Origin of the sequence: Pandoraea capi (assembly GCF_902459735.1) — a bacterium.
GTDB classification, from domain to species: domain Bacteria; phylum Pseudomonadota; class Gammaproteobacteria; order Burkholderiales; family Burkholderiaceae; genus Pandoraea; species Pandoraea capi.
On the sequence record NZ_CABPRV010000008.1, the window covers coordinates 252,094 to 276,297 of the forward strand.

A 24,204-nucleotide genomic window follows, 5' to 3' on the forward strand; every position below is an offset into this window, starting at 1 on the left:
GGATAGCGCGGTATATTTCGACGCATTCGACTCGATGGCTGCCGGGGGGCCAATCCATCATGCATTCCGATCATTTCCTTAATGCACACCGGGCGAACCGGGCGTACCGGACGCATCCGGTGCCGACGCGACCTGCGCACGTTACCTTGACACGGCGGGCAGCTCGGCTCGCGGCGTGCGTCGCGACCGCAGCGTCCGCCGCATTTGCCGTCTGCACCAGCGCGCATGCCACACCCGCCACCAGCGCCGCGCCAGAGCAGAGCGCCCGGGCGTCTGCCCTCTCGTCCTATGCCATTGCGACCGCACCGCACGGCGTGCGCGGATTCGCGGCGCGTGTCGTCTCGCAAACGCTCGCCGCATCCCCGCCGGAGCCGTCGAAGCCCCGGCCCGTCGTCGACCCGGTGCTGGATCCGTTGATGAACGGCATTCTCGCGCGCCTTGCGATCAGCGAAGCGGTCGCCAGAAACAAATACGCCTCGGGCAAGCCGGTGCAGGACACGCCGCGCGAGCAGGCGCTGCTCGACAGCGTGGGCGAGCGCGCCAGCCAGTTCGGGCTGACGCCTGCGCAGGCGCGCACCTTCTTCCGCCTGCAAATCGAAGCGGGCAAGCTCGTGCAGACGGCCTTGCTGGCGCGCTGGGCCCGCGACGGCAGTGCACCGGGCGAGCCGGTCGACCTGAGCACCCGGCTGCGGCCGGCGCTCGACAAGCTCGGCACCTCGCTGATGCACGACCTCGGACGCCTTTGCGCCCTGCCCGACGATCCGACGCGAATGGCCCGCATCCATCAGGCCCGCGAGCGCATCGCCAAAGCGGCGAAACTCGAAGCCCTGCAACGGGCGGCGTTCGACGAAGCGACCTCCGGCCTGTGCCTGTCGGCGCCGCCGCGCGTCTGGACGTTATCGATGGCGAACTGAGCCGTAACGCGGCCGGCCCCCGTCCCGGGGTCGCCGCTGGCCGCCTTCCCGGCTCAGGGCTGTCGTAGCAAGGGCGCCGGGGCTGTATAATCGCGGTTTGCCGTGCTTTGCCACGGTTTGCGCCCACGGGCCTGAACGGGCCCACGATTAGCCACGCTACGACAATGACCTCCCAACTCCACAAGAAAGGCGAAGCCTGGTCGGCACGCTTTTCCGAACCCGTTTCCGATCTCGTCAAGCGCTATACCGCGTCGGTGTTCTTCGACAAGCGACTCGCGCTGTTCGACATCGAAGGTTCGCTCGCTCACGCCGACATGCTCGCTGCGCAAGGCATCATCAGCGCGCAGGACCTGGCCGACATCCAGCGAGGCATGACGCAGATTCGCAGCGAGATCGAAGGCGGTCAGTTCGAGTGGCAACTGGATCTCGAAGACGTCCACCTCAACATCGAAGCCCGTCTCACCGCGCTGATCGGCGACGCCGGCAAGCGCCTGCACACGGGCCGTTCGCGTAACGATCAGGTCGCCACCGACATTCGCCTGTGGCTGCGCAGCGAGATCGACAGCATTGGCAAGCACCTCGGCGACCTGCGCCGTGCGCTGCTGGATCTGGCCGAGCAGCACAGCGCCACGATCCTGCCGGGCTTTACGCATCTGCAGGTGGCACAGCCGGTGACGTTCGGTCACCACCTGATGGCTTACTTCGAGATGTTCAGCCGCGATGCCGAGCGCATGGTCGACGTGCGCCGCCGCGTGAACCGTCTGCCGCTGGGCGCCGCGGCGCTGGCCGGCACGAGCTACCCGATCGATCGCGAGCGCGTTGCCGCGACGCTCGGCTTCGAAGAGGTCTGCACGAACTCCCTCGACGCGGTGTCGGATCGTGACTTCGCCATCGAATTCACCGCCGCCGCAGCGCTGGTAATGACGCACGTCTCGCGCTTCTCGGAAGAACTGGTGCTGTGGATGAGCCCGCGCGTGGGCTTCATCGATCTGGCCGACCGTTTCTGCACGGGCAGCTCGATCATGCCGCAGAAGAAGAACCCGGACGTGCCAGAACTTGCCCGCGGCAAGACCGGTCGCGTGAATGGCCACCTGATGGCGTTGCTGACGCTGATGAAGGGCCAGCCGCTGGCATACAACAAGGACAATCAGGAAGACAAGGAACCGCTGTTCGACACGGTCGATACCGTGATCGACACGCTGCGAATCTTTGCCGACATGGTGCCGGGCATCAAGGTGCGCGAAGCCAACATGCGCAACGCCGCGCTGCAAGGCTTCTCGACGGCGACCGATCTGGCCGATTACCTCGTGAAGAAGGGGCTGCCGTTCCGCGACGCGCATGAAATCGTCGCCCATGCCGTGAAGATCTGTTCGGACCGCGACATCGATCTGGCGGACCTGTCGCTCGCCGAGTTGCAGAAGTTCTCGCCACTCGTCGGTGAAGACGTCTTCGAATACCTCACGCTCGAAGGCTCGGTCGCCAGCCGTAACCACATCGGCGGCACGGCGCCGGCGCAGGTGCAGCGCGCCATCGCGGCCGCCCGCGCGAAACTGGCGAAGTAAGCACCGGGCACAGCGCGCGCATCATCTGCGCTTCTGCACCAAAGAAAAATGCCACCCGAGTGAACTGACCCCAAAAAGTTAGACGGACAAGTTTGCTCAGCGCACGTCTACGGGCTGAGTTCTGTATTGCACAGGACTCAGCCCGTTTCGTTTGAGGCTGATGCGTTCGTGATTGTAGTAGTGAATGTATGCGCGCAAGCCATCGCATAATTGCTTGGTGCTTTCGAACCGGTTCAGATAGAAAAACTCTGTCTTGAGCGTAGCGAAAAAACTTTCCATAGCGGCGTTGTCCAGGCAATTTCCCCGTCGCGACATGCTTTGCTCGACGCCGTTTTGTGCAAGTTTGCGCTGCCAGTCGCTCATCTGATATTGCCAGCCTTGATCGGAGTGCAAGACGGGGCGTTGCTTGCCAGTCAGGCGCCGCATAGCTTGATCCAGCATCTTGCCTACGAAGCCGCAGTGAGGCCGCTCACCGGTCTGCCAAGCGATGATCTCGCCGTTAACCAGTGAGTATTGCGAGCGTAACTCGCGCACTATTTGCGCTTTTTCTTTTGCCCCGTTTGGTACTGGCCCTGCTCCTTTTGCTTGAGCAGGGCATCGAGCTTTTTTAGATACGTGTTCTCCGCACGCAAATATTCAAGTTCTTCGAGCAATTCCTCGCGGGTGCGAGTGTCATTCTCTTTGGGGGGAGGGGCTGAGGGACTGAGCGGGGACATAACAGATGGGCGTCGGCCTTTGGGGCGCGGCTCCAGAGCGTGGATTCCGCCCTCATGATACTGGCGTTGCCAGCGAGAAACACTGGCGGCCTCTCGCAGATCGAAGCGCGCGCTCATGAAAAACACCCCAAAGGTTGGATTTACGTCCAACTTTTGGGGTGCAGTTCAGAGGGTGGCATTTTTTTCGCACTCAAAACACTGGCAACGACAGGAATCCCTTGATGACGAGAGCGTTGAGAATGTCGATGAAGAACGCGCCGACCATCGGCACGATCAGGAAGGCGATGTGCGACGGACCGAAGCGCTCCGTCACCGCCTGCATGTTGGCAATGGCCGTGGGCGTCGCGCCGAGACCGAAGCCACAGTGGCCGGCAGCCAGCACCGCAGCATCGTAATTTCGGCCCATGGCGCGGAACGTGACGAAGATCGCAAATGCCGCCATCGCCACGGCCTGCACGACCAGAATCACGATCATTGGCAACGCCAGCGTCGAGAGGTCCCACAGGCGCAGCGACATCAGCGCCATCGCCAGAAACAACGACAGGCTGACGTTGCCCAGCACCGACAGCGAACGCTCGAAGACTTCATATCCTACGAGCGACAACACGTTGCGTACCACGACACCGGTGAACAGCACGCACACGAAGGTCGGCAACTCGAACGGCGTCTCCGACAGCCAGCGCGCCACGATCTCCCCGCCCAACAGGCAGATGGCGATCATCGCCACCGTCTCGATCAGCGCCTGCGCCGTAATCAGTCGCACCGTGTGCGGTTGCTCGAAGCCCTCCGGGGCGGCATCTTTCGCGGCATCGACCCCGGGCACGCTCACGCCCGCACGCCCGAGTCGCCCGACCAGATAGCGCGCCACCGGACCGCCCAACAGGCCGCCCAGCACCAACCCGAAGGTCGCGCAGGCCATCGCGATTTCCAGCGCCGACTGCACGCCATAGCGCGTGGTGAGCGTCTCGCCCCATGCCGCGCCCGTCCCATGTCCGCCCGCAAGCGTGATCGAACCGCCCAGCAGCCCGACCCCCGGCGGCAATCCCATCGACATCGCCAGCCCCACGCCAATGGCGTTCTGCATGACGAGCATCGCCGCCACGATCCCCAGAAACAGCACCAGACGCTTGCCGCCCGCACGAAGGCTGGCCAGATTCGCCGAAAGGCCGATGGTCGCGAAAAACGCCAGCATCAGTGGCCCTTGCAAGGTCGTATCGAACTTCAGTTCGACGTCGCCGACCTCGCGCAGCGTCAGCGTGCCGAGCGCGACGAGCAACCCTGCGGCCACTGGCTCGGGAATGCTGTAAGTCCGCAGCGGACCGATCCACCCGACCAGCTTGCGTCCGAGTAACAGGACCAACGTGGCGCAAACCAGCGTGCCGTATGTGCCGAACGCTAATTCCCAGGTAATTTCCATGCATTTCCCCGCGACAAAAAGTGCGACGAGTTTAGCAATCGACACCGTGCGAATTGATGGGAAACATCCCAAAAATAGCGAAGTCGAGTCGGGCCACAAAACTCGGGTTTTGTGCCGCATCACATCGATTTGCGGAAATTTGGCGTGATTTCACCGCCGCTTGTCCCGAATTTTGACGCGTACGTTCGACCGCGCTATTGACGCACGAGCACTTGCCGCAAGCTATCACATCGAAAACGGCGTATAGCGCGCCGCGTGGATGACACGCCTCATGCCAAATACAGCGCCTAAAACAAAAGGGCCCCGCGCTTTCGCGTGGGGCCACATTGCCGTTATCTGCACGGTGAGCGCTGTCACCGGACGTCGCTTATTGACGCACGCAGTCCACGAAGTACTCGGGACGTCCGTCCACGTCCTCGACCACCAGACCGTGGATATCGGTATGGAAGCCCGGGAAGCGCTCGTTGAAGTCGCGCGCGAAACGCAGGTACTCGATGATGGCCGCGTTGAAACGCTCGCCCGGAATCAGCAGCGGAATACCCGGCGGATACGGCGTGAGCAGCACGCTCGTGACGCGACCTTCCAGTTCGTCGATAGGCACCCGGTCGATCTGGCGGTGAGCCAGCTTCGAGAAGGCGTCCGTCGGCTTCATGGCCGGCTGCATGTCCGAGAGATACATTTCGGTGGTCACGCGCGCAACGTCGTTCGCCTTGTACACGCTGTGGATCTGGTCGCACAGGTCGCGCAGACCGATGCGTTCATAGCGCGGGAACTGCGCCACGAACTCCGGCAGCACGCGCCACAGCGGACGGTTGTGATCGTAGTCGTCCTTGAACTGCTGCAACTCGGTCACCATCGAGTTCCAGCGACCCTTCGTGATACCGATCGTGAACATGATGAAGAACGAATACAGACCGGTCTTCTCGACGATGATGCCGTGCTCGGCCAGATACTTGGTAACGATGGCCGCCGGAATGCCGCTTTCGCCGAACTCGCCGTCCACGTCCAGCCCCGGCGTGATGATCGTCGCCTTGATCGGGTCGAGCATGTTGAAGCCATCGGCCAGATCGCCGAAGCCGTGCCAGCGGTCGTTCGCGCGCAGCACCCAGTCGTCGCGCTGAATCGTGCCCTCGTCGCCCAGATTCTCCGGGCCCCACACCGAGAACCACCACGAATCGCCGTACTCCTGATCCACCTTGCGCATGGCGCGACGGAAGTCGAGCGCCTCGACGATCGATTCCTCGACCAGCGCCGTACCGCCCGGCGGCTCCATCATGGCCGCCGCCACGTCGCACGACGCGATGATCGCGTACTGTGGCGAGGTCGACGTGTGCATCAGGTACGCCTCGTTGAAGCGGTACGTATCGAACGTGCGCGCATCCGAATCCTGCACCACGATCTGCGACGCCTGCGAAATGCCGGCGAGCAGTTTGTGCGTGGAGTGGGTGGCGTAAATCGTCGCTTCCGACGAACGCGGACGGCCTTCGCCGATGGCATGCATGTCGCGATAGAACTCGTGGAACGCGGCGTGCGGCAGCCAGGCTTCGTCGAAGTGCAGCGTGTCGATGTTGTTGCCCAGCACGTCCTTGATCATTTCGACGTTGTAGATCACGCCGTCGTACGTGCTCTGCGTGATCGTCAGGATACGCGGCTTGGCGTTCGGGTCACGCTCCAGCACTTCGCGGGCGAACGGGTTCGCTTCGATCTTGGCGCGAATGACTTCCGGCTCGAATTCCGACTTCGGAATCGGGCCGATGATGCCGAGGTGGTTGCGCGTGGGCGTGAGGAACACCGGCACGGCGCCCGTCATGGTGATCGCGTGCAGGATCGACTTGTGACAGTTACGGTCGACGACCACGATGTCGCCCGGCGCCACGGTGGCGTGCCAGACGATCTTGTTCGACGTCGACGTACCGTTCGTCACGAAAAAGAGGTGATCGGCATTGAAGATGCGTGCCGCATTACGCTCCGACGCCCCGACCGGGCCGTTGTGATCGAGCAACTGGCCGAGTTCTTCCACAGCGTTACAGACGTCTGCACGCAGCATGTTCTCGCCGAAGAACTGGTGGAACATCTGCCCCACCGGGCTCTTGAGGAACGCCACGCCGCCCGAGTGCCCCGGGCAGTGCCACGAGTAGGAACCGTCGGCCGCGTAGTGCGTGAGCGAGCGGAAGAACGGCGGCGGCAGCGAGTCGAGATACGACTTGGCTTCACGGATGATGTGACGCGCCACGAACTCCGGCGTGTCTTCGAACATGTGAATGAAGCCGTGCAGCTCGCGCAGGATGTCGTTCGGGATGTGGCGCGAGGTGCGCGTCTCGCCGTACAGGAAAATCGGAATATCCGGATTGCGACGACGCACTTCCTGCACGAAGGCACGCAGGTTGATGATGGCCAGCGCCAGTTCGCCCTCGCCTTCGCCGCCCGCTTCACTCGAGAACGTGCCGAACTCGTCGTCGTCGATGGACAGGATGAAGCTCGACGCGCGGCTGGCCTGCTGCGCGAACGAGGTCAGGTCACCGTAGCTGGTGAGACCGTTGACTTCCATGCCCTCGGCCTCGATGGCCTCCGCCAAGGAGCGAATCCCCGATCCGGAAATGTTCTCGGAGCGGAAGTCCTCGTCAATGATGACGATCGGAAAACGGAATTTCATTGGCGTTCCTTCGACAAAAGAACGAGCCACGGTCCGACATGGCCGTGGCTCTGGGGCATTGCGATATTGAGGATGCTCACCGGCGGCGAGTGTCTAGCGTATCAGGCTAGGTTTTCGGCAGCGTGACGCCACGCTGTCCCTGATACTTGCCGCCGCGATCCTTGTACGAGGTCTCGCAGACTTCGTCGGATTCGAAGAACAGCACCTGAGCCACGCCTTCGTTGGCGTAGATCTTGGCCGGCAGCGGCGTCGTGTTCGAGAACTCCAGGGTCACGTAGCCCTCCCATTCGGGTTCGAACGGCGTCACGTTCACGATGATGCCGCAGCGGGCATACGTCGACTTGCCGAGGCACACGGTGAGCACGCTGCGCGGAATACGGAAGTATTCGACGGTACGGGCGAGCGCGAACGAGTTCGGCGGAATGATGCAGACATCGCTCTCGACATCGACAAAGGACTTCTCGTCGAAGTTCTTCGGGTCGACGATCGTCGAGTTGATGTTCGTGAAGACCTTGAATTCAGGCGCACAGCGGATGTCGTAGCCGTAGCTCGACGTGCCGTAACTGACGATCTTTTGCCCGTCCTGGGAATACCGGATCTGGGACGGTTCGAAGGGCTCGATCATGCCGTGCTCTTCGGCCATACGCCGGATCCATTTGTCGGACTTGATGCTCATGTCTGGGCCTGAATTGGGGTGGTACGTAAAAAGTGGGCGTATTTTACGCGATTGTTGCGGTGCGGTGAGGTTTTGACTCGCACCGCTCCGCGCGGGGCCGCCCGGCCCCGGCAGCGCAGTCCTTACGTGTTCTGCACCACGATGGACGGGAACTTGCTGGTCATGTCCTTCTGCTTGGCCGCGATCTTGACCGCGACCTTGCGGGCGATGGCCTTGTACAGCTCGGCCACGCGACCGTCCGGGTCGCCCACCACGCTCGGCATGCCGGCGTCGGCATGCACGCGGATGCTCATCTCCAGCGGCAGCTTGCCCAGCAGGTCAACGTCGAAATCGTGGCTCATGCGCTCGCCGCCGCCCACGCCGAAGATCGGCTCTTCGTGACCGCAGTTCGAGCAGATGTGCAGGCTCATGTTCTCGATCAGCCCCAGAATCGGCACGCCGACCTTTTCGAACATCTTGAGACCCTTGCGCGCGTCGAGCAGCGCCAGATCCTGCGGCGTCGTGACGATGACCGCGCCCGTGACGGGCACCTTCTGCGCGAGCGTGAGCTGGATGTCGCCCGTGCCCGGCGGCATGTCGACGATCAGGTAATCGAGGTTTTTCCAGTTCGTCTGGTTGAGCAGTTGTTCGAGCGCCTGCGTGACCATCGGGCCGCGCCAGACCATGGGATTGTCCGGCTCGATGAGAAAGCCGATGGAGCTGGCTTGCAGACCGTGGCCGACCATCGGCTCGAGCGTCTTGCCGTCCGTCGACGCCGGCTTGCCGTGAATGCCCAACAGCGTCGGCAACGACGGGCCGTAGATATCGGCGTCGAGAACGCCGACCGCGGCGCCTTCGGCGGCGAGCGCCAGGGCGAGGTTCACCGCCGTGGTGCTCTTGCCCACGCCGCCCTTGCCCGAGGCCACGGCGACGATGTTCTTGACATTGGGAAGGAGCTTCACCCCGCGTTGAACGGCGTGCGATACGATCTTCTGGTCGATGTGCACGGCAACGCGCTCCACCCCGGGCAGCTTGCCGACGGCGTCGGTAATGCGGGCGCGCATCGCTTCGAACTGGCTTTTGGCGGGATAGCCGAACTCGATATCGATACCGACGTGACCGTGCCCGGCATCGACCTGTTTCACATACTTTCCGGCGATCAGGTCCAGGCCCGTATCCGGGTCGACGATGCCACGCAGCACTTCATTGATTTGGGCGACTTCCATATGGGTCTCTCGCTCTGTCGAGGCGCCCCGGGCGGGCCCGGCATGGCGCTAACAACTTGTAACAACCGTGGCGCACGCTCTCGACTAGCATTCGAGGCGCGCGTGTTATGGGGAACCAGCCGTCGCGGCAATTTGTCCTTGCCTGCGGTTGAAGCTCAGCGCTATTGTAAAAGACGTCGCGCCGACAGGTTTAAAACCCCTGCGGCGCGCGCGTGCTTCGACGAAGTGCTTACGCGTGTTTCATCACAGCTAGCTAATCGATAAGGAGCCTCAAATGAACAAGAACACTCTGCGCGCTTCCGCGCTCGTACTGGTCGCAGCCGCCATGCTCGCCGGGTGCCAGACGCAGCAGGGCACGAACACGGCAGTCGGTACCGGTGTCGGTGCGGCCGTCGGGGCGGGTCTTGGCAACCTCATCGGTGGCAATACCACGGGCACCCTGATCGGTGCTGCGGTCGGCGCGGCCGCCGGCGGCGCCACGGGCTACAACTGGCAATCGATCAAGAACACGCTGGGCGGCCACACGGCCGGCACCGGCACGCAGATCTCCGAGCGTCCGGACGGCCAGCTCCAGGTCAACGTGCCGAGCGACGTGACGTTCGACACCAACCAGTACGCCATCAAGCCTAACTTCGCGGCAGTGCTCACCGATCTGGCCAACTCGATGAACCAGAACCCGGGCATCACCGCACGCGTGATCGGGCATACCGACAGCACGGGCGGCGACCGGATCAACATTCCGCTGTCGCAAAATCGCGCCAACAGCGTCATTCAGTTCCTGACTTCCCGTGGTGTGGCCGCAAACCGCCTGCAAGGCGTTGGCGTCGGGTCGAGCCAGCCGGTCGCCTCCGATGCGACAGCCGAGGGCCGTGCCCAGAACCGTCGCGTCGAAATCCTGCTGCAAGCCCCGCAACAACAGCAAGCGCCGCGCGGCTAATCCCGCCGACGTTACCGAGTCACCCGTTCAAACGCCTGCCCGCCCCGCCGGGCGGGCGTTTGACGGCTCCTCCGCCACACGCATGCTGCGACGCAGCATCGAAAGTCGGCACGCTGGTTGAACTAATCCCCTGCCCTATCGCTCAGACCCTTCGGAAGTGCCTACCGTGGGCGCTTTCATCTCCTCTTTGTTATTGACGTTACGTGTGCCTAGTTATGCCGGAACCTGGTTCCGGCTTTTTTTTGGCCGCTCGCTTTGTCCCGTGCGCCGCGCGCGGACGAATTCGTCATCCGGCGCGCCGGTTTGGGCGTCAACCCGCCTCGCCTGCTAGAATCGTCCTTTCCTGCATCCCTCAACCCACCACAGTCAATCCACATGTCCCGCCGCATTCTCGTTACATCCGCACTGCCGTACGCCAATGGCCAGATCCACATCGGTCACCTGGTGGAATACATCCAGACCGACATCTGGGTACGGTTCATGCGAATGCAGGGCCATGAGGTGTACTACGTCGGGGCAGACGACACGCACGGCACGCCCGTCATGCTGCGTGCCGAGAAGGAAGGCCTCACGCCGAAGCAACTGATCGATCGCGTCTGGACGGAACACAAGCGCGACTTCGACAGCTTCAACATCTCGTTCGATAACTATTACTCGACGGATTCCGAAGAGAACCGCGTATTGTCCGAAAGCGTCTATCTCGCCCTCAAGGAGCAGGGCCTGATCGAAGCGCGCGACATCGAGCAGGCGTACGACCCGGTCAAGGAAATGTTCCTGCCGGATCGTTTCATCAAGGGCGAATGCCCGAAGTGCGGCGCGAAGGATCAGTACGGCGATTCGTGCGAAGTCTGCGGCTCGACCTACGCACCGACGGACCTGCTCAATCCGTACTCGGTCGTCTCGGGCGCCACGCCGGTGCGCAAGACGTCCACGCATTACTTCTTCAAGCTCTCGGACAAGCGTTGCGAGCAGTTCCTGCGCAAGTGGGTGTCGGGTCTCGCCCAGCCGGAAGCCGCCAACAAGATGAAGGAATGGCTCGGTGAAGATGGCGAATCGACGCTGGCCGACTGGGACATCTCGCGCGATGCGCCCTACTTCGGCTTCGAAATTCCGGGCGCGCCGGGCAAGTACTTCTATGTGTGGCTCGACGCACCGGTCGGTTACTACGCCAGCTTCAAGAACCTGTGCGACAAGCGCGGCCTGAACTTCGACGAATGGGTGAAGCCCGGCTCGACCACCGAGCAGTACCACTTCATCGGGAAGGACATCATGTACTTCCACACGCTGTTCTGGCCGGCGATGCTCGAATTCTCGGGCCACCGCACGCCGACCAACGTGTTCGCCCACGGCTTCCTTACCGTGGACGGACAGAAGATGTCGAAGTCGCGCGGCACGTTCATTACGGCCCAGAGCTTCATCGACACCGGGCTGAACCCGGAATGGCTGCGCTATTACATCGGCGCCAAGCTCGGCAACACGATGGAAGACCTCGACCTGAACCTCGACGACTTCATCGCGCGCGTGAACAGTGATCTGGTCGGCAAGTACGTCAACATCGCCAGCCGCGCTGCGGGCTTCCTCATCAAGCGTTTCGACGGCCGCGTGTCGGCAGACGCCATGAAGGCCCCGCTGCTCGAACAGGTCCGCGCCGCTGCGCCGCAAATCGCCGCCTATTACGAAGGGCGCGAGTTCGGCAAGGCGCTGCGTCTGGTGATGGAGCAGGCCGACGCCATCAACGGCTACGTCGACACCGTCAAGCCGTGGGATCTGGCGAAGGATCCGGCGCAGGCTGCCGCACTGCACGAAGCATGCTCGGTGTGTCTGGAGGCGTTCCGTCTGCTCACGCTGTATCTCAAGCCGGTGCTGCCGACCACGTCGCAAGCCGTCGAGCAATTCCTGAACATCGCGCCGCAAACGTGGCAGGACGTCGATCGTCCGCTCACCGGCGATGCCGCCATCACGGCTTACAAGCATCTGATGACGCGCGTCGAAGGCAAGCAGGTCGAAGCGCTGCTCGCGGCCAACCGTGACTCGCTGCAAGCGACCGCCCCCACGACCGAAGCGGCTGCCGCAAAGGGTAAGGACAAGTCCGCCAAGGCAGACAAGTCGGCACCGGCGACCGAGAAGGCAGACGACGGCATCATCACCATCGACGACTTTGCCAAGATTGACCTGCGCATTGCGCGCATCGTCGATTGCAAGGCGGTCGACGGTTCCGACAAGCTGCTGCAACTCACGCTGGACGTGGGCGAAGCGCAAACGCGCAACGTCTTCTCCGGCATCAAGTCCGCTTACCCGCAGCCGGAAGTGCTGGTCGGCAAGCTGACGGTGATGGTCGCCAACCTGGCCCCGCGCAAGATGAAGTTCGGGATGTCGGAAGGCATGGTGCTGGCTGCGTCGGCTGCCGACGAGAAGGCGGAACCGGGCATCTACATCCTTGAGCCGCACGACGGCGCAAAGCCCGGCATGCGCGTGAAGTAAATCTCACGTTCGTCCAGCAAGACACCCCGAGTGCCGGTTCGCCGGCCTCGGGGTATTTTGTTTTCTGGCTCAGCGCAGGTGATCCACCGGCAACGCCGTGGTGAACTTCACGGTTTCCATCGAGAAGCTTGCGCTGATGTCCTGAAGATCGGCCACGCGAATGAGCTTCTTGTAGAAACGGTCGTACGCCGCGATGTCCGGCAGATAGACCTTGAGCAGATAGTCGATGTCGCCGGCCATGCGGTGGATCTCGACAATTTCGGGCAATTCCCGCGCGCCGGACACGAAACGGACCATCCAGTCCTCGCTGTGCGTCGCCGCCTTGATGAACACGAACGCCGTGACGCGCAGATCCAGTTGCTGCGGATCGCATAGCGTCACCTGCCCGGTAATCACGCCGTTTTCCCGCAGACGCTGCACCCGGCGCCAGCAGGGGGTCGGCGAAAGATGCACGGCTTCGGCCAGTTCGCCTAGCGAGCGCGAGGCATCGTTTTGCAGATTTTCAAGAATCGCGAGATCGGTTTTATCCATGGCGGCCACCCGGGAGGAAAATTTTTCCAAATCCTACCCGATTCGGCAGGATATTTGAAAGCCTTTACCTCGGGCGCGCCATTAGACTTAAGAAACATTCTTAGAAGAGCGCTCGCCATGAAAATCTTCACTCAACATCCGGCATCCGTCGGCGAAAACTATCTCCAGCACATGGGGTCGGCACTCTCGTTTGCGCTGCCGTTGCTGGGGGCCTTCTTCGCGTGCCTCGTCCACGCCATCTTGCCGTTCGCGTTCGAGAAAACCGGGAGCAGGATCATCGTGCGGTTGCACGAGCGCATGGTGACGAACCGGCATCGGCACGCGACGCAGCAGGCATCCACCGAACTGACCGGTCAGGTAACCCCGCAATAAACGGATCGGTGGGCGGCGATCACGGTCGTTCGGACGCCGGATCCGGCGAGCGCGACGTCACCGTGACCCGGCCGTCCGCCCCGAAGTGGGCGTTGAACATGCCGGGCGAATTCACGCCGTCTTCGAGCCAGCGCCAGCTCCACACGGTCTCCTTCTTCAAACGATACTCGGCAACCGTCGTGGGTTTGCCGAGCAGACGCCGCACATCGTCCTGCGACATTCCCGGCTGTACCTGCCCGAAGTTCTCGGCCGAGAGCGCCTGCGTCACGCGCGTGAGCTTGCCATTCGCATCGATGTCGACCATGTACGTCTTGAGTCCGCCCGGTGCACGCGGATATTCCAGGCGACGCGAACCGTCGTTGTTCTCCCAGACGATCTCCGGCTTGCCCATCTGATCGCGCACCTGCGCTTCGGTCGTCTCCCCAGGTTTGAGGTCGCGCAGCAGCATGTCGTCCGGCTTGACGGCGTTGAACGTGTCGCGCGCCTTTTCACGCACTTTGTCGATCTGCTGCTGGTCGCAACCGAACAGTCCCAACAGACTCGCGAGCAATCCCATAGCGACTCCCCAACGAAGGCCCCGGCGCCAGCCCGGTGCACCATGATCGAAATTGATCGACGTTTTCATCGTGACTTCTCCTCTTCACGTTAGTCGGGCGCGACTGTCGTGCACGCCCGACGCGACGTCATTAATCGAAGCGACGGTTGAACAGCACATCGAACCCCGACAGCGACCCGGTGCGCAAGGCGAGTTGCCAGCGACGCGACACCTGCCACGTGATTTTCACGATACTCGCTGCACTGGTCAGACTTTGCTCGTATCCCAACGAGAAGTTATCGGAGATCGCCTTGCCGACCTTGACGACCTGCTCGTCGTCGGAGAGTCCCGAATCGCTGGTGCCGATGCTGAACTCGTCGATCCCCAGATCCTTGATGATGCGCCGGCCGCCCGTCGCGCCTAACAGCGCGGTGGCCGCACCTGCCATCGCCTGACGCTGCCCCAGCCCTGCGCCGTCGGGGCCATGGCCGAACATCAGCCACGAGAGCTTCTCTTCATCCGACACGTTCGGCTCGGAGACGAGCGTGACGCGTGGCTGACGCACCGTGCCCGTTACCAGCACACCGGCGGCGACTTCCTGATTGCGACGCATCGCCTGAATGTAGAGATCGGGGTTGTCCAGCGGACCGACGAAGTTGATCTGCCCGCGATCGATGGAAAGCTTTCGATCGAATGCCTCGTAGGTGCCCTCAGCAACGGTGATCGTGCCGGTTGCGCGCATCGGCGTGAGGGGATCGCTTTGCACGCGCATGCTGCCGCGCAACAGCAGATCCGCGCCCGCACCAACGAAGCGGAAGTCGCGTCCCAGATTGACCTCCACGTTGATGTGCGGCGAGAAGCGGCTCGTCGGTTGCGCGCCGATTCGTGCCGCTTCCTCCTTCGGATCGAGCGGCTTGGTGCGTGCCTGAGCGCCGCCACGCACGACCACGACATCGTCGCCTAGTCTGGGCGCGCTGGTCGGCGGCAGGGCGAACCGGGCGCGATCGACGGTGAACTTGCCGTTCAGCGCCATGGCGTCGCCACTGCCGGTGGCCTTGGCTTCGCCCGTGAGCGACAACTGGCGGTCCGGTGCCGCAAACAATTGCAGTTTGTCGGCCGCGAGCGTGATGCCGAGCGTCGGCTCGGGCGTGTCGAGACGGATGTTGCCGCTCGCGCGCGCCGTGCCGCCACCGCCGCCGGTCATGACGACGTCGCGCAGCACGATCTCGGTCGGCGTCAGGGCAATGCGCACGCGGCCGTCCTTCACGCTCACGCCCGTATCGAACATCTGGACAGCGAGATCGTCTGCCGTCAGTTCCCCTGTGGGACGCGGCTTCGCCACGGTGCCCGCCAGCGTCATCTGTAGATTCGCACGGCCCCTGAACGAGAACTGGGCGCCCGCGAGGTCTTCGAACCGCGAGAGGTTCGGAATCGCGACGGCCATGCGGCCGGTAAGCGGGGCATCATCGGGCACCGTCGGGATACCGTCCTGCACACGCAGACCGGTCTGGACGTCGGCGTCGAGCGTGCCGACCAGCGACGACACCGCCTTCACCGTGGTGCGTGCGGTCTGTCCCGACAGATCGATGCGCGCATGCATCTCCGAGATGCCGAGCGGCACGCGCGCGCCCACCCCGCCCTTGCCGCCCTTCTCCGCGCTCAGGCCGGGAATGCCCGTGATCGTCACCCTGACGCTCTCGTTCACCCCGCCGCGCCGCAACGTGACGTCGCCACTGCGGCGTACGACGTCGACGAAACCATCGGCACGCTGTCCGGCGCTCACATTCCATTTGCCGTCGAGCACCATGTCGCTCGCCACCGACAACGGCTCGCCCGTGAACGACTGCACCACGCGCAGCACCTGCGCGATGTCGAGCGTGTCGATCGTGCCTGCCGTCTTCAACCGGCCATCGCCATAATCGAAGTTCGTGAGCGACAACGTACCCGCCGCTGCGACCAGCCGGGCAGCGCCCAGATGCACGCGCGCCGCGCTCGCCTCGACCTGCCACGGCGACGCCAGACTGAGCTTCGGCACGCCCCGGTTTTCCAGCGCCTGAATCGTGCCCTTCCAGCCCGGCTTGCCGCGCGTGTTCGTGATGGCGCCTGCGGCGTCGAGATTCATGTCGAGCGGCGCTTCGCGCAACTTCCCGCTCGTCTTGAGATGCAACGTATGCGCTCCACGCGTGCCGGCCAATGCCACCGAGAGTTTGTCGAGCCGCGCGACGTCGCTGACGAAACCCTGAGCGTCGAGCGTCACGTTCAGACGGTCGCTCGCCGCGCCGGGCAAGCCACCGCTCACGTCCACCTTACCGGCCAGATGCTCAAGCTTCTGCGCGCCGAACACGAGCTTGTCTGCCGCGAGTGTCGCCACCACGACCGGACGCTCCATCGTCCCCGACACCTGACCGTCCAGTTGCAGACGGCCGGCGAGACCGAAGCCGAGTTTGTCCAGCGACGGGGCATCGACGTTGACCGCCATCCGGTCGCCCGGCGCGCCGAAGCTGCCGCGCAGCAGTACCTTGTTGCCCGCCACGAGCAGGTTCGCATCGCTGGGCAGCAATCGCGTGCCCGCCAGCCTCACCGTGCCCGCACCGCTCATCGGCAAATCGGCGTAGACGCTGTCCTGCAAGGCGAATTTCAATGCCAGTCCGAACGCCGGACGCAACGCGCCCTGCGCATCGAACTGCCCGGTCACGCTGGCCGTGGGTGTCTTCGTGCCACGTTTTTGCGGACCCTGCTTTTGCGAACCATAAAGGTCATACCAGGCGGCGGGATCGAAGCGCGTGAGCCTGATCTGCGCCTGATACGCGCCGGTGTCGCCATTCTCCAGCACGCCGGTCGCGGCGACGCGGCTGTTGCCTGCCTCCAGCGACAGTGCGTGAATCGTCGTGCCCTTGGCGTCGAGACCGACGTCGGCGAGCACGCGTCGGGCCGCATCGCGCCAGTCGAGCACGATGCGCTGCCCCTTCGCGTCGAGTTTGACGTCGAGCGGGCCGCCGAGCTTCGTGGCCGGCAGCTTGCCGTACAACGCGCGCAGATCGAGGTCGCGCAGGGTCAGCGCGAAGCCGCCGACAGTGGCTTCGGTATCCGCTGCGGTGGTCGTTGGCGTGGTCGGTGCGCTCGGTGCGCTCGCCCCGCTCGCAGGCACCGCCACGGGTGCGCTGGCCTTCGCCACATCCGCCAGTGGCGCGACCTTCTCACGACGCAGTTCGCCGCTGCCGGTCAGCACCGCGCGCCCTGCCAGTTTCAGTTCGATGCCGGTCAACGCCTGACGCGTCGCGTCGAGCAGCACCTGCGTGCGCAGGCTCTCGACCGGCAGCCCGCCCGCATCGATCGCCCCCGGTTTCGCGTTGGTCACCGACACGGGCCCCAATACGCGGAATGTCTTCGCGCCGGGCTCCGGGCGCAGATCGGCCTGCACGGCGAGATCGGCTTGCGGCGCCCCCGCTGCGAAATCGCGCGGATTGAGGTGATCGAGCGCAATTTGCGCCCGAGACAGAGGCACAGCACCGAACGGTGACGCCGCAATATGCGCCGTCCCATTGAGCTTCTCACCGCTGGCCGTCAGATCGACGATGAGCGCATCCAGCGATCCGGACAGATCCGCTTTGAGTGAGACGGGAATATCGCCCGCCTTCGCCTGCAAGCCGACGTTGCCCCCCAGTGCAAACGGACGTTGGCCGTTCAACTGGAGATTCGCTTGCGCCTCGCCGTAAGGCGTACCGAGATGCGCCAGTTGCACTGTATGCTGCGTGCCATCGCTGCGTGCCGTCACCTGAATGTCTTCGAGCACCAGCGCCGGCGCGTGCATGGTGAGCTTCGCGACGCGCACGTCGTTGAGCGTCAGGCCAAGCGGCAGACGCAGGCTGGCGGGCATCGTCGTCGGCGTATTTGACGGTGGCGACGGCGCGAAGGCCAGATCCACTTCGCCCGCGTGCAACTTGTCCACCGTGAAATGCAGCGGACGCCAGGAAAGGTCCCAGCGGCTTTCGAGCTTGCTGACGGTAATGCGCGTCGCACCGTCGACGTATTTCACGTCGTTCACCGTGAAGCCGTGCAGCACACTGCCACTGCGCCACTCACCCGAGAGCTTGCCGCCGAGCGTGGAGACGGCCGTCTGCCAGAGCCAGCGGCTGCCGCGCTCGCTGGACATCGCCCAGACCAGCGCGCCAATGGCCAGCACGACGATGAGCAGGAGCGCCAGCACCACGCCGACCAGCGTGCGGCGCCACCGGCGAGGGCGTGGCGGCGGAGGCGTCGTGTTGTCCGGCGGTGGCGGATTGCCGCCGCTACCACCACTACCGGTCGAACTCACTGCGCCGGTGTGCGACGGTGATGTCGACGTCAAGGTCGGTTCTCGCGCATCGCTGTGGGTGCCAGCACTCATGGCGGTCGTATCGAGAGGTGTCGTCGTCATCAGAACGCCACCCCCAGCGAGATCGACGGACGGAAGCGGCGATCATGCACGCCGTAGCCGAGGTCGAGGTTGACGGGGCCCACCGGACTGCGCCAGCGCACGCCCAGACCCACGCCGTGGTACAGCGGCGTGGGATGCCGATAGTCGTCAGTGGCCGTGCCCACGTCCCAGAACGCGGCACCGCCCCAGTCGCGCGTGAACCAGCGCTGATATTCGAGGCTGGCGGTGGTGAGGTATTTCGTCGGGAATGTCGTGCCGTTTTGCTGACGCCCGATGCTCTGATACGTATAGCCGCGAATCGACGAGGTGCCCCCCGCGAAGAACAGCAGCGACGACGGAATCCGGTTGCTATTGCCATTCGTCAGCACCGCCCCGAGCTCCAGACGCGCCAGAATGAGATCGCGCTCGCCGACCGGGAAGTACTGACGAATACGACCGTACAGGCGCACGAAGCTCTGATCGGTGAGCACCGGCTTGGCCGCGAAACCGACCTGCGTATTGATGATGTTGCCCTTGCGCGGGAAGATGAGATCGTCCACGTCGCGACGGTTCCACGAGAAAGCGGGCACGAGCGCCTTGTTCTGAAAGCGTTCACCGCCATCGGGCCGCTCGTCCGTGTGGTAGAAGTCCAGCGTATAGGCCCAGTCATAGCGCTCGCGTGAACGGGCGCGTTTGATGCCGATCTGCGCGGAGCGCTGGTCGAGACCGTTCAGATACGTGCGGTCGAACGAGCCGCGCAGGCTATTGGTGTACCCGCTCGTATCCGGCGGCATGCCGATTTCTGCGTAACCGCCCTGACGATACTGTTCGAGGCGCGCCTGCGTATCAAACGTCCACGCCTTGCCGAACAGGTTGTAGTACGAGTAGCGTCCGTTGACGCTGGCGCCCGTATCCGTCGTGTAACCCACGCCGCTCTGCACACGCTGTTCGGGGAATTCACGCACCTTCACTTCGATCGGGGCGTTATCCGCCTTCGCCGGATCTTCCGTCACGGAAATGATGACGTTCGAGAAATAGGGCGTGGCCTGAATCTGACGTTGCAGCTCTTGCAGACGGTCGGCGTCGAACGGCTCACCCTCGGACAGCGGATTGACGTTGCGGATGATCTGCTCGGGATAACGCCGCGTGCCCGAGATGATGAGCGGACCCAACGTGAACGGCGGACCGCTCTCATAGGTCGCAGCGAGCGAGGCGGCGTTGGCGTCGGCGTCGATCACGGCGCGCGAGAACGTCATCTTTGCCGCGTGATAGCGCTTCTGTCCCAGTTGAAACAGCGTGTCGTTCTTGGCCTTGTCCCAATCCGACTGGCGAAACGGCGCATCCACCGGCAACTCCCAGGCATTGCGCAATTGCGCCACCCGCTCAGGGTTCTGTTCTACGACCGGCCCCGTGAATTTCAGGTCGACATCCTTGATATGCGTGCGCGTGCCGGCGTCCACCTTGATATCGACGTCGCGCTTGCCGTTGATGGTCGCGACATCCACATGGGTGACGGGCGAAAAGTAGCCCTGTGTGGACGTAAGTTCCTGGACCTGCTCGCCGATCGTCGCGATGATGTGCTCGAATTGCGCGTCACCGATGTCGTCGCGCTCGGCAAAGCGCACGACATCGAGGTTGTCTTTCAGGAGTTTGGCGATGTCGCCGGGCGCGTCGACGCGAACCCCGTAGTCCGCCTGGGCGAAACCGGGCAGCCACAGGCCACAGGCCAATGCGCTCAGGACGAAAAGCCGGATCGGCGCACGACATGATGGGTGCCATGACGGGCGCCACCGCGGACACCATGAGGGGCGGCGCAAAAGGCGCACACCGAAGCGACGGCCAGCGTCGTGTCCGGATTTGATCTGCGAGACGGTCAAAACCTTCCTTGAAATGATCGCCGCCGGTGGTCCGGCGTGCCGTAGTTCGTGCTCAAGCACGCGATGCCCGTCAGCATGGCACAACTGGACACCGCGTATTGCGTATGTGAATCGTATTTGAACATATCCGTTCGACGGGTTCACCCGTATGGCCCCAAATCGGGCAAATCGCCCAAAACGCCAAAAACCGGCAAAACGTCGAATAGGGACGGGTTTGCGGTAGAATCTGCGTCGATTGGCGCTGTCTGGATGGCGCCGCTTTTGCCTATTTCTCAAGCAATCGACCATGTACGAGTCCGACATCACCCAATTCATCAAGCAACTCAAGTCCGAGAAGCCGACGCTGGAAGCGGAGCAACGCAAGGGCCGTTCCCTGCTGTGGGACAAGCAACCGATCGATCTGGACGAGCGTAGCCGCGCCCAGCAATCGCGTGTGGCCCAGCAGCCGTACGTCTACCAAAGCGAGTAAGCGCGTCATTCGCGTCGCCCACCGAGTTCTGCATTGAACCCGAGTTCCCCCGACGATCCGTCGGTCTCCCCCGCCGCGCCCGACCCGATCCCCGAGATCGCGCCGGTGCCCGAGCACGTCATTGCGGGGATGACTGAAGTCGCAGCAAGCGCAGGGCACGCGGCGGACGATGGCCGGAACGACGACATTCGTGACGGTTCGGCCGAAGTGACGGAAGCGACGGCGAACGCCGCGGACACTCCCGGCGCTCCCGACGGCGCAACGCCATCGGCGCCACCGGAGCCTTCGTCCGGCGACGCCGAAGCGGCGGCCGAGTCTACGGGATCGGCCGCTTCGGGGGCATCGTCACGCCCCGCCGGTGCGGGCGGCAATGCCACGGAACTCCCGGCGCCGAACGAAGGGCAGGATTCGACGCCCGACACCGTCGATGGCGTCGCGCGAGCCCGACTGTATGGCGAGCCGCTCTTTGCGCTGCCGAACGACCTCTACATTCCGCCGGATGCCCTCGAAATCTTCCTCGAAGCTTTCGAAGGTCCGCTCGACTTGTTGTTGTATCTGATTCGCAAGCAGAACTTCAACGTGCTCGATATCCCGATGGCGCAAGTCACGAAGCAGTATCTGCTGTACGTCGAACAGATCCGCCGGACCAATCTGGAACTCGCGTCCGAGTATCTGCTCATGGCCGCGATGCTCATCGAGATCAAGTCGCGCATGCTGCTGCCGGTCAAGAAGGCCGACACCGGCGAGGAAGCCGAAGATCCGCGCGCCGAACTGGTGCGCCGTCTGCTCGAGTACGAGCAGATGAAGCTCGCCGCGCAGAAGCTCGACACGCTGCCGGTGCTGGGCCGTGACTTCCTGCGCTCGCAGGTCTACATCGAGCAGAGCCTTCAGCCGCGCTTTCCCGACGTCGACGCCGAAGATCTGCGCGCCGCGTGGGCTGAAGTGCTGCGTCGGGCCAAGCTCGTACAACATCACAAGATCTCCCGCGAAGAACTGTCCGTGCGCGAGCACATGAGCCAGATTCTGCGACGCCTGCAAGGCGCGCGTTTCATGGAGTTCACCGAACTCTTCGACGTCACGCGTGGCGTGCCGGTCGTCGTGGTCAACTTCATCGCCATGCTCGAACTCACGCGCGAGTCGCTGCTGGAAATCACGCAGGCCGAACCTTTTGCGCCGATTTACGTTCGCCTGACTTACACCCCAAACTGAGCGCCCCATGAAAGTCATCCCCTCGATTCACGAACTGCGCGACCAGTTGCGCGGCCAGAATCGCGTCGCCTTCGTGCCCACGATGGGCAATCTGCACGAAGGTCACCTGTCGCTGATGCGCCTCGCGCGTCAGCACGGCGACCCGGTCGTCGCCAGCATTTTCGTGAATCGTCTGCAATTCGGGCCGAACGAGGACTTCGACAAGTACCCGCGCACGATGCTCGACGACATCGAAAAGCTCACGGGCGAGAACGTCTACGTGCTGTTCGCGCCGGACGAGAAGGAGATGTATCCGGAGCCGCAGGAATACCGTGTCGAGCCGCCGCACGATCTGGGCGACATTCTCGAAGGCGAATTCCGCCCGGGCTTCTTCAAAGGCGTGTGTACGGTCGTCACCAAGTTGTTCTCCTGCGTGCAGCCGCGTGTGGCCGTGTTCGGCAAGAAGGATTACCAGCAACTGATGATCGTGCGCAGCATGTGCCGTCAGTTCGCGCTGCCCATCGAGATCATCGCGGCCGAGACGGTGCGCGCCGAAGACGGTCTCGCACTGTCCTCGCGCAATCGTTATCTGTCGGATGCCGAGCGCGCCGAAGCCCCGCAGTTGTACCGTCTGCTGGGCGAGATCCGCAACGCCGTGAACAGCGGCAATACCGATTACGCAGCCCTCGAAGCCGCCGCCATGAAGACGCTCACGGAGCGCGGCTGGAAGCCGGACTACGTGTCGATTCGCCAACGGGCGAATCTGCGCGTGCCCGCCCCCGGTGCAGCGCCGGCCGAGAGTCTGGTGGTGCTCGCCGCCGCCAAACTCGGGGCCACACGTCTGATCGACAATCTCGAAATCTGAGCGCCGGGTGCGCCGCACGCGGTCGATGCACCGGTGCGGCACACCTGAAGCGCCACGCTGCGCGCGTGTCGGCCGTCTGCCGATTGCGCACGCATTTTTTCTTCGCGCTGCGCGCGACACCGCAACACAAGAGGCACGCCATGTACCGCACCATGCTCAAGTCGAAGATCCACCGCGCCACCGTAACGCATTGCGAATTGCATTACGAAGGCTCGTGCGCGATCGACGAAAACCTGCTCGAAGCCTCGGGCCTTGTCGAAAATGAGCAGATCGACATCTTCAACGTCAATAACGGCGAGCGTTTCACGACCTACGCCATTCGCGGCGAGCGTGGCAGCGGCATGATCTCGCTCAACGGCGCCGCCGCGCGTCGTGCGCAACTGGGTGACGTGGTCATCATCGTGTCGTATGCACAGGTCGAGGAAGCGGCCGTGCTGGCCGGCTTCAAGCCCAAGCTGGTGTTCGTCGACGAGAAGAACGTGCAGAAGGGCGAGCGCGATCACGTACCGCTTCAGGCATGGGAAGAAACGCGCGCCTTCGAAGCGGCAACCGCAGCGAAGTAATGCGGCCGTAGTCCGCCGTCGCGGGGCGGCGCGCTACGCGAATGCGCGCGTCGCTGACTAGCGGCGCAATGCAAAAGGGACCCCTCGGGTCCCTTTGCCATTGGATCGACGCGCTTTGTTCGTCTTCGTGTGCCTTCATGCGTGATGTCGACGTCGTCCGTACGTCCACCGCCTCACTTCGCTATGAACGCCGTGATCCCATCCCACTGCGGCAGATCGCGCTCGACGCGTCCCGGCGCCACATCCCACAGCGTGAGGCCGTGCGCTGCGAGTTGCACGTAGTTCTGCGTGTTGCGCAGCATGCCGAGCACGGGCAGCCCGGCTTCCTCACAGTAGCGCGAGAGCTGGTCGGCGGCGCGAGTACGCGCGTCCACGCGCATTCCGACGACACCGATGCGCACGTCGCCCTGACGCACCGCCTTTTCCTCGCCGAGCTTCTGGAGGAAATCGCGCGTCGCGAGAATATCGAAGATCGACGGCTGCAACGGCACCAGAATGTGGTCGGCAAGCTTCAGAATCGAGTCCAGACGCTTGCCATGCAGACCCGCCGGGGTATCTAGCACGGCGTGTGTCGTGCCCTTGGGCGGCCGGGCGACCTCGTTGTGATCAACGTCCCAGGTCGCGATCGGACGCAGCGCCGGCGGACGCAATCCCAGCCAGGCGCGCGACGACTGCTGACGGTCTGTATCGCCGAGCATGACGGCACGGCCCTGAGCCGCCAGATAGCCCGCCAGATTCGTCGCCAGCGTGCTCTTACCCACGCCACCCTTTGGATTCGCTACCACAATCACCGGCATTGCAGACTCCCCGAGGTCGATTTTCCGCACATCTTACAACGGCTGGATGA

At 63.4% G+C, this 24,204-nt stretch carries 18 protein-coding genes and 2 pseudogenes; 9 read left to right on the forward strand and 11 right to left on the reverse strand.

The genetic code is table 11. The features are described 5' to 3' along the window. The first annotated feature begins 146 nt into the window (after positions 1-146). A complete protein-coding gene (gene aroQ / locus PCA20602_RS17415) occupies positions 147-914 on the forward strand; it encodes a gamma subclass chorismate mutase AroQ (protein ID WP_174981247.1) in 768 nt (255 codons plus the stop codon). Between the two features lie 164 nt (positions 915-1,078). Beyond that, positions 1,079-2,476, forward strand: a complete 1,398-nt coding sequence (gene argH, locus PCA20602_RS17420; protein ID WP_150722295.1) for an argininosuccinate lyase — start codon at positions 1,079-1,081, stop codon at positions 2,474-2,476. 96 nt (positions 2,477-2,572) lie between these two features. On the opposite strand, the pseudogene PCA20602_RS26400 reads toward argH, so the two are convergent. The 6 genes and pseudogenes from PCA20602_RS26400 to apbC all read right to left on the reverse strand — a co-directional run. Next, a pseudogene (locus PCA20602_RS26400) lies at positions 2,573-2,983 on the reverse strand (IS3 family transposase); the annotation flags it as partial. A gap of 26 nt (positions 2,984-3,009) precedes the next feature. After that, positions 3,010-3,309, reverse strand: coding sequence for a helix-turn-helix domain-containing protein (locus PCA20602_RS26405; protein WP_150722297.1), 300 nt, complete (start codon positions 3,307-3,309; stop codon positions 3,010-3,012). Positions 3,310-3,382: 73 nt separating this feature from the next. Next, complete coding sequence (gltS, locus tag PCA20602_RS17435; RefSeq protein ID WP_150722298.1) at positions 3,383-4,609, reverse strand: sodium/glutamate symporter; 1,227 nt, start codon at positions 4,607-4,609, stop codon at positions 3,383-3,385. Positions 4,610-4,976: 367 nt separating this feature from the next. After that, positions 4,977-7,262, reverse strand: a complete 2,286-nt coding sequence (locus PCA20602_RS17440; RefSeq protein WP_069342613.1) for an arginine/lysine/ornithine decarboxylase — start codon at positions 7,260-7,262, stop codon at positions 4,977-4,979. Positions 7,263-7,368: 106 nt separating this feature from the next. Next, the gene (gene dcd / locus PCA20602_RS17445) at positions 7,369-7,938 is read right to left on the reverse strand and encodes a dCTP deaminase (protein ID WP_039373928.1); all 570 of its coding nucleotides are present in this window, start codon (positions 7,936-7,938) and stop codon (positions 7,369-7,371) included. A 122-nt stretch (positions 7,939-8,060) separates the two neighbouring features. Then, a pseudogene (apbC, locus tag PCA20602_RS17450) lies at positions 8,061-9,149 on the reverse strand (iron-sulfur cluster carrier protein ApbC); the annotation flags it as partial. A 268-nt stretch (positions 9,150-9,417) separates the two neighbouring features. Between apbC and PCA20602_RS17455 the strand changes: the two are divergent. Together PCA20602_RS17455 and metG are read left to right on the forward strand one after the other, a co-directional pair. Further along, entirely contained in the window at positions 9,418-10,080 is a 663-nt protein-coding gene (locus PCA20602_RS17455; protein WP_150722300.1) for a YiaD family glycine zipper/OmpA-like lipoprotein, read from the forward strand. Between the two features lie 375 nt (positions 10,081-10,455). Next, on the forward strand, positions 10,456-12,561 hold the full coding sequence (gene metG, locus PCA20602_RS17460) for a methionine--tRNA ligase (protein WP_150722301.1): 2,106 nt from the start codon (positions 10,456-10,458) through the stop codon (positions 12,559-12,561). Between the two features lie 69 nt (positions 12,562-12,630). Here the strand turns inward: metG and PCA20602_RS17465 are convergent, their stop codons facing one another. After that, the gene (locus PCA20602_RS17465) at positions 12,631-13,092 is read right to left on the reverse strand and encodes an Lrp/AsnC family transcriptional regulator (RefSeq protein WP_174981253.1); all 462 of its coding nucleotides are present in this window, start codon (positions 13,090-13,092) and stop codon (positions 12,631-12,633) included. A 117-nt stretch (positions 13,093-13,209) separates the two neighbouring features. On the opposite strand from PCA20602_RS17465, the gene PCA20602_RS17470 reads away from it, so the two are divergent. Further along, the gene (locus tag PCA20602_RS17470) at positions 13,210-13,464 is read left to right on the forward strand and encodes a DUF6356 family protein (RefSeq protein ID WP_150722303.1); all 255 of its coding nucleotides are present in this window, start codon (positions 13,210-13,212) and stop codon (positions 13,462-13,464) included. A 19-nt stretch (positions 13,465-13,483) separates the two neighbouring features. On the opposite strand, the gene bamE is transcribed toward PCA20602_RS17470, so the two are convergent. From bamE to PCA20602_RS17485, 3 genes are all read right to left on the reverse strand, one after another. Beyond that, entirely contained in the window at positions 13,484-14,020 is a 537-nt protein-coding gene (gene bamE, locus PCA20602_RS17475) for an outer membrane protein assembly factor BamE domain-containing protein (RefSeq protein WP_083254214.1), read from the reverse strand. A 130-nt stretch (positions 14,021-14,150) separates the two neighbouring features. Further along, complete coding sequence (locus tag PCA20602_RS17480; RefSeq protein ID WP_150722304.1) at positions 14,151-18,416, reverse strand: translocation/assembly module TamB domain-containing protein; 4,266 nt, start codon at positions 18,414-18,416, stop codon at positions 14,151-14,153. Then, complete coding sequence (locus PCA20602_RS17485; RefSeq protein WP_246182213.1) at positions 18,416-20,125, reverse strand: autotransporter assembly complex protein TamA; 1,710 nt, start codon at positions 20,123-20,125, stop codon at positions 18,416-18,418. Before PCA20602_RS17485 ends, PCA20602_RS17480 begins: the two co-directional genes overlap by 1 nt. A gap of 433 nt (positions 20,126-20,558) precedes the next feature. Between PCA20602_RS17485 and PCA20602_RS17490 the strand changes: the two genes are divergently transcribed. The 4 genes from PCA20602_RS17490 to panD all read left to right on the forward strand — a co-directional run bounded on the left by PCA20602_RS17490 (position 20,559) and on the right by panD (position 23,357). Next, a complete protein-coding gene (locus PCA20602_RS17490; RefSeq protein WP_069344307.1) occupies positions 20,559-20,741 on the forward strand; it encodes a DUF3460 family protein in 183 nt (60 codons plus the stop codon). A 186-nt stretch (positions 20,742-20,927) separates the two neighbouring features. Continuing rightward, positions 20,928-21,950, forward strand: a complete 1,023-nt coding sequence (locus PCA20602_RS17495) for a segregation and condensation protein A (protein WP_425495683.1) — start codon at positions 20,928-20,930, stop codon at positions 21,948-21,950. A 7-nt stretch (positions 21,951-21,957) separates the two neighbouring features. Further along, positions 21,958-22,794, forward strand: coding sequence for a pantoate--beta-alanine ligase (gene panC, locus PCA20602_RS17500; protein WP_150722305.1), 837 nt, complete (start codon positions 21,958-21,960; stop codon positions 22,792-22,794). 140 nt (positions 22,795-22,934) lie between these two features. After that, positions 22,935-23,357, forward strand: a complete 423-nt coding sequence (gene panD / locus PCA20602_RS17505) for an aspartate 1-decarboxylase (protein WP_150722306.1) — start codon at positions 22,935-22,937, stop codon at positions 23,355-23,357. 173 nt (positions 23,358-23,530) lie between these two features. Here panD and PCA20602_RS17510 read toward each other — a convergent pair whose 3' ends face one another. Further along, positions 23,531-24,154, reverse strand: a complete 624-nt coding sequence (locus PCA20602_RS17510) for a ParA family protein (protein WP_150722307.1) — start codon at positions 24,152-24,154, stop codon at positions 23,531-23,533. Between the last annotated feature and the right edge of the window lie 50 nt (positions 24,155-24,204).